Raw genomic sequence first — 4,398 nt, 5'->3', positions numbered from 1 at the left:
GCCCGCCGCCTCTCCCCCCTCTTTTCCCGCCCCGCCTCCGCGTGTCGCGACAAGGGGCAATGCTGGGTATACGCTGTGTTACCACGTGAGCCCGCGTATCCACGTGGTGGGGGAGATCAGCGATGTCGCCGTTCACCAGACCAGCGTCGGGGAGGGGTCACCCCTCCGAGCACGCGAGAGTGCTCCAGTGCGTTCTGGGCATCCGGGAGCGCTCGGCGCGTGCGGTCCCCTGGGAGCCGGACACGGTCGGCATCCCGGCCTCGGGCCGCTCCAGCGCCCTGGCCCGGATCAACGACGTCGCCTTCTACGCGAACGCGCGCGAGGAGGTGTCCGCCCTGGCCGGGATCTGTGTGGACCTGCTGCACCTGCACGCCCCCGACGACGGGGACGACGACGGGGACCGCTGCCGGGGGTGCCGCCTGGCCTGGCCGTGCCCCACCTTCGCCGAACTCTGCCGCCTGCTCGCCTAACGGCGGAGCGCGGGCGGCCGTCAGGAGAGCGGACGCCGTCCGCCGGAGTCGGGGCGCGATCCGACTTCGACGGACGACCGTCCTCGCCTGCCGTCCGCTGACGCCCCGCGGTCGAGCCGCCGGGCGCCCTCACCGGGGCAGGCACCTCCAGAGACTAATACTGAAACGCGTTCTACCGCAAGACCCGGGTTCACGGATCCCACCACGAGAACCGGGGTGGACAGGCCTCCATGCTCGGGAGGAACAGGATCTACTCGTCAGCGGACGGAGAGGTCGGGGAAGCGTCGGGACAGCACACGGCGGACGTCCGGCGAAGGAGGCGCGGACGCGCCGGAACGGGGCCCCGCGCGCGACGCGAGGGACGGAGGAGACCGCCCCGCCTACGCGGGGCAGCCAGGCCCAGGGGCGGGGGACAGCCCCTGGGACCGGCCTTGGGGCGGCAGGGCGCAGCGGCCCGTGGACTCTCCGGGAGTGGGGGGAGCCTCCCTGCGGTCGCTGCCGGGGCGCGCCTTGCTCCACAGACGTTAACGAGGAACCGGTAACACGAACACCCTCCATCAGATAACCGGAACGTCTCGATTCGCGCTGGTGGGCACGCCACCCTCATCCGTGACCTGCGCCGATGCTCGTTCTTGACCGTCGCGTCACCTCTGGAGCCTCCGGGTTCCCACCGGCCACACAAGCAACAAAACCCTTGCCAGTCGACGCCCGAAAAGACGGCCGGTCACAAAACCGGGGTTCGGCAATCCCCCTCCGGTAAAAGGTTGCACGGGGTTGCAGCCCCCACCGGAACAAGGAAAACGAAGGCCCCGAGCGTTCGCCCGGGGCCCGGAGTCAACTTATTCGCGTGGCCAGCAGATATGCGGAGGGAGTATCCGCGTCGACAATGTCGGTCACCCTCCACGCCTGCCCTCCGACGCTGAACACGTCGCCCACCCGGACGTCGATCATGGGTGTGGGCCGCCACTCCTTCGGTCCGCCGATCTTGGCGACCGGGTGGCCGTCCTCATCCACCCAGAAACTGCCCCCGCCCACCGGACCGCCCGCGAATCGGTCGTTCCGTCCATAACTGATCTTCTCCTGCGCACCGACCTCGTGGACCACGGTGAATTTCGTCCCAACCGTCTCGGGTTCCGTTGAAAACGCAGCCATGTTAACCCGGACGGAGCAATTGGCGATGCCGTTTTCGGGCTTGTGGGGCGTTTCGAGCAGAGTAGCTGACAAAAGTAATGCGCGGGCCGGGACTTTGGTCCCGACCCGCGCATCCGTCTGCGGGGAATGGTCAGCTCCCGCTGCCCCGGCCGCCCTTGAGCCTGCCCACCAGGGTCTCGAACGCGGAGCTGAACGGGTGGTCGTGCACCATGTACGTCCACGTCATCGACGGACGCTTGACGCCCACCGAGCTCACGTCCAGCTCGCCGTCCACGACCTCCAGCTCCTCGAAGCTCTCGGCCGCCCGGGCCCGAGCCTCGTCCAGGAAGCCCTTGAAGACCGGCACGGCGTCGCGGTTGAACTCGTCCAGCGGGTCGCGACGGCCCAGGAAGCGCAGGTGGATGCCCTCGCGCAGCTCCGACAGGAAGGCGTTGTGGTCGGTCCAGCCCCGGTCCAGGTGGTAGAGGGTGATGAGGCGGGCCGCCCGGGCGACCTTCTCCTCGTTGGACTCCTCCGCCCCGGCGTCGGCGCCGTTTCCAGTGCCCTCGGCGTCCCCGGCGTTCTCCTCCGCCTCGGCGCCCTCCGCGGCCCCGGACCCCTTCCCGGCCAGCTCCTCCAGCAGCTCCTCGTGCCGCTTCTTGCGGTCCGCCCTGATCTGCCGGTCGCCCTGGTCCCCGGTCAGCACCATCTCCCGGTGCTCCAGGACCACGTCGCGCTGCACGTCGATCAGCTGGTTGTACCGCCAGGTGTTGCGGTGCACCTCCAGCAGCTGCCCCTCGGCCACGCGCTGCGCGTGGTCGATCATGGCCAGCCAGCCCTGGTCGGTGATCTCACCCTCGGAGGTGGTCTGGTAGCCCGTGGTCTCGGGGGCGTGGTTGACCACCAGGTCGTCGTCCATGCTGACGAAGAAGATGGAGTCGCCCGGGTCGCCCTGGCGCCCCGCGCGGCCGCGCAGCTGACCGTCCAGACGGCTGCTGGGGTAGCGGCCGAAGCCCATCACGTACAGGCCGCCGGTCTCCACCACCCGCTCGCGGTCGGCCATGTCGCTGCCGCCCAGCCGGATGTCGGTGCCGCGCCCGGCCATCTGGGTGGAGACCGTGATGGCGCCGTGGGTGCCCGCCTCCGCGATGATGGCGGCCTCGTCGGCGTCGTTCTTGGCGTTGAGGACCACGCACTCCAGCCCGGCATCGCGCAGACGCCCGGCCAACAGCTCGGACTCGGCCACGTCCTGGGTGCCGATGAGGATCGGCCGCCCGGACTTGTGGACCTCCTCCACCTTGGCGATGAGGGCGTCCTCCTTCTCCTCGCGCGTGGCGTACAGGCGCGAGCCGTGGTCCTCTCGGACGTTGGGCTTGTTGGAGGGGATGACCGCGACCTCCAGCTCGTAGAACTCGCGGAGCTGTTCGGCGACGGCCATCGCGGTACCGGTCATACCGGCGCGCGTGGGGTAGCGCAGGACGAGCGACTGCACGGTGATGGAGTCCAGCACCTCGCCGGTCTCGCTGAGCGCCACCTTCTCCTTGGCCTCGACCGCGGCCTGGAGGCCGTCCGGCCAGCGCTGGAGCAGGGCGATGCGCCCGCGCGACTCGTTGATGAGGCGGACCTCGCCGTCGCGCACCACGTAGTGGACGTCGCGCTGGAGCAGCACGTGCGCGTGCAGGGCCAGGTTGACCTGCGGCAGGACGGAGGTGTCGTCCTCGGAGTACAGGTCGACCCCGTCCAGCGCCTTCTCCACCGCGTCGATCCCGGCGTCGGTGAGCTGGACGTTGCGCCCCTCGCCGTCGATCTCGTAGTGCAGGCGCGGCTTGAGCCCGCGCACGACGTCGGCCATCTCCACGTCGGCGTTCACGCTCTCCGCGGCCCCGGCCAGGACCAGCGGGACGCGGGCCTCGTCGACGAGCACCGAGTCGGCCTCGTCGATGATCGCCACGTGCGGCGGCGGCACGACCCGGTCGGCGATGTCGGTGACCATGCGGTCGCGCAGGACGTCGAAGCCCAGCTCGCTGACGGCCGCGTAGGTCACCTCGCAGGAGTAGGCGGCGCGCCGCTCCTGGGGGGTGGAGTCCTCGGTGATCCAGCCCACGGTGACGCCGAGCATGTCGTAGAGGGGGCGCATCCACTCGGCGTCGCGCCGGGCCAGGTAGTCGTTGACGCTGAGCAGGTGCACGCGCCGGCCGCGCAGGGCGAACCCCGCGGCGGCGAGGGCGCCCGCCAGCGTCTTGCCCTCGCCCGTGGCCATCTCCGCGACGTGGCCGTCGAGCAGGGCCATGACACCGAGGAGCTGCACGTCGAAGGGCCGCTCGTCGAGTGAGCGCCGGGCGGCCTCGCGGCCGACCGCGCACAGCGACACGAGGTCGTCGCGCTCGTAGGGGAGTTCGGCGTTGCCGAGTTCGATGGCCTTCTCCGTCAGCTCGGTGTCGCTGAGCTCACGCAGACCATCCTCCTCGGCCTCGATCGCCGACAGGAGCTTGGTATAGGGCCGCAGATCCACCGCACCGGGCTTACCCAGGAAGCGGCGAACGCCTTCCGCCATTCGTCCGAACACCACCACAGGGTAACGCCGGACACAACCGTTGGAAGAACCCCGGGCGCCCACATGTGCGGACGGTTGCGTCGAAACCGCCCCCTCGGTCCGCCACGGGGCGCCCGACGGCTCAGGCGAACTGGCGCTGGTGGCGCTGGCGGGCCTCCACCGCCATGGCGTGCTTGACCAGGGTCACCAGGACCCGGACGACGGAGTTGCGGTCGCGGGCGTCGCAGTGCACGACGGGCACGT

3 protein-coding genes and 1 pseudogene are annotated in these 4,398 nt (G+C 70.3%); 1 reads left to right on the top strand and 3 read right to left on the bottom strand.

Going from position 1 to position 4,398, the window contains the following annotated elements:
• Nucleotides 1–122: 122 nt before the first annotated feature.
• Complete coding sequence (locus DQW06_RS00465) at nt 123–470, top strand: hypothetical protein (RefSeq protein WP_013154611.1); 348 nt, start codon at nt 123–125, stop codon at nt 468–470.
• Between the two features lie 834 nt (nt 471–1,304).
• Here DQW06_RS00465 and DQW06_RS00460 read toward each other — a convergent pair.
• The 3 genes and pseudogenes from DQW06_RS00460 to DQW06_RS00450 form a co-directional block, all read right to left on the bottom strand.
• Nucleotides 1,305–1,574 (bottom strand): DUF6406 domain-containing protein, encoded by a 270-nt coding sequence (locus DQW06_RS00460; protein ID WP_019607990.1) that lies wholly within the window; start codon nt 1,572–1,574, stop codon nt 1,305–1,307.
• A 178-nt stretch (nt 1,575–1,752) separates the two neighbouring features.
• Nucleotides 1,753–4,155 carry an accessory Sec system translocase SecA2 gene (gene secA2, locus DQW06_RS00455; protein ID WP_013154613.1) on the bottom strand — a complete coding sequence of 801 codons (2,403 nt, stop codon included), beginning with the start codon at nt 4,153–4,155 and terminating at the stop codon, nt 1,753–1,755.
• A 121-nt stretch (nt 4,156–4,276) separates the two neighbouring features.
• Nucleotides 4,277–4,398 (bottom strand): annotated as a pseudogene (locus DQW06_RS00450) (ATP-binding protein); the annotation flags it as partial.

It is taken from the genome of Nocardiopsis sp. TNDT3, from assembly GCF_003427465.1.
GTDB lineage: Bacteria > Actinomycetota > Actinomycetes > Streptosporangiales > Streptosporangiaceae > Nocardiopsis > Nocardiopsis dassonvillei.
The sequence above is the reverse complement of the archived record's forward strand: the minus strand, read 5'-3'. Positions and strand labels throughout refer to the sequence as shown.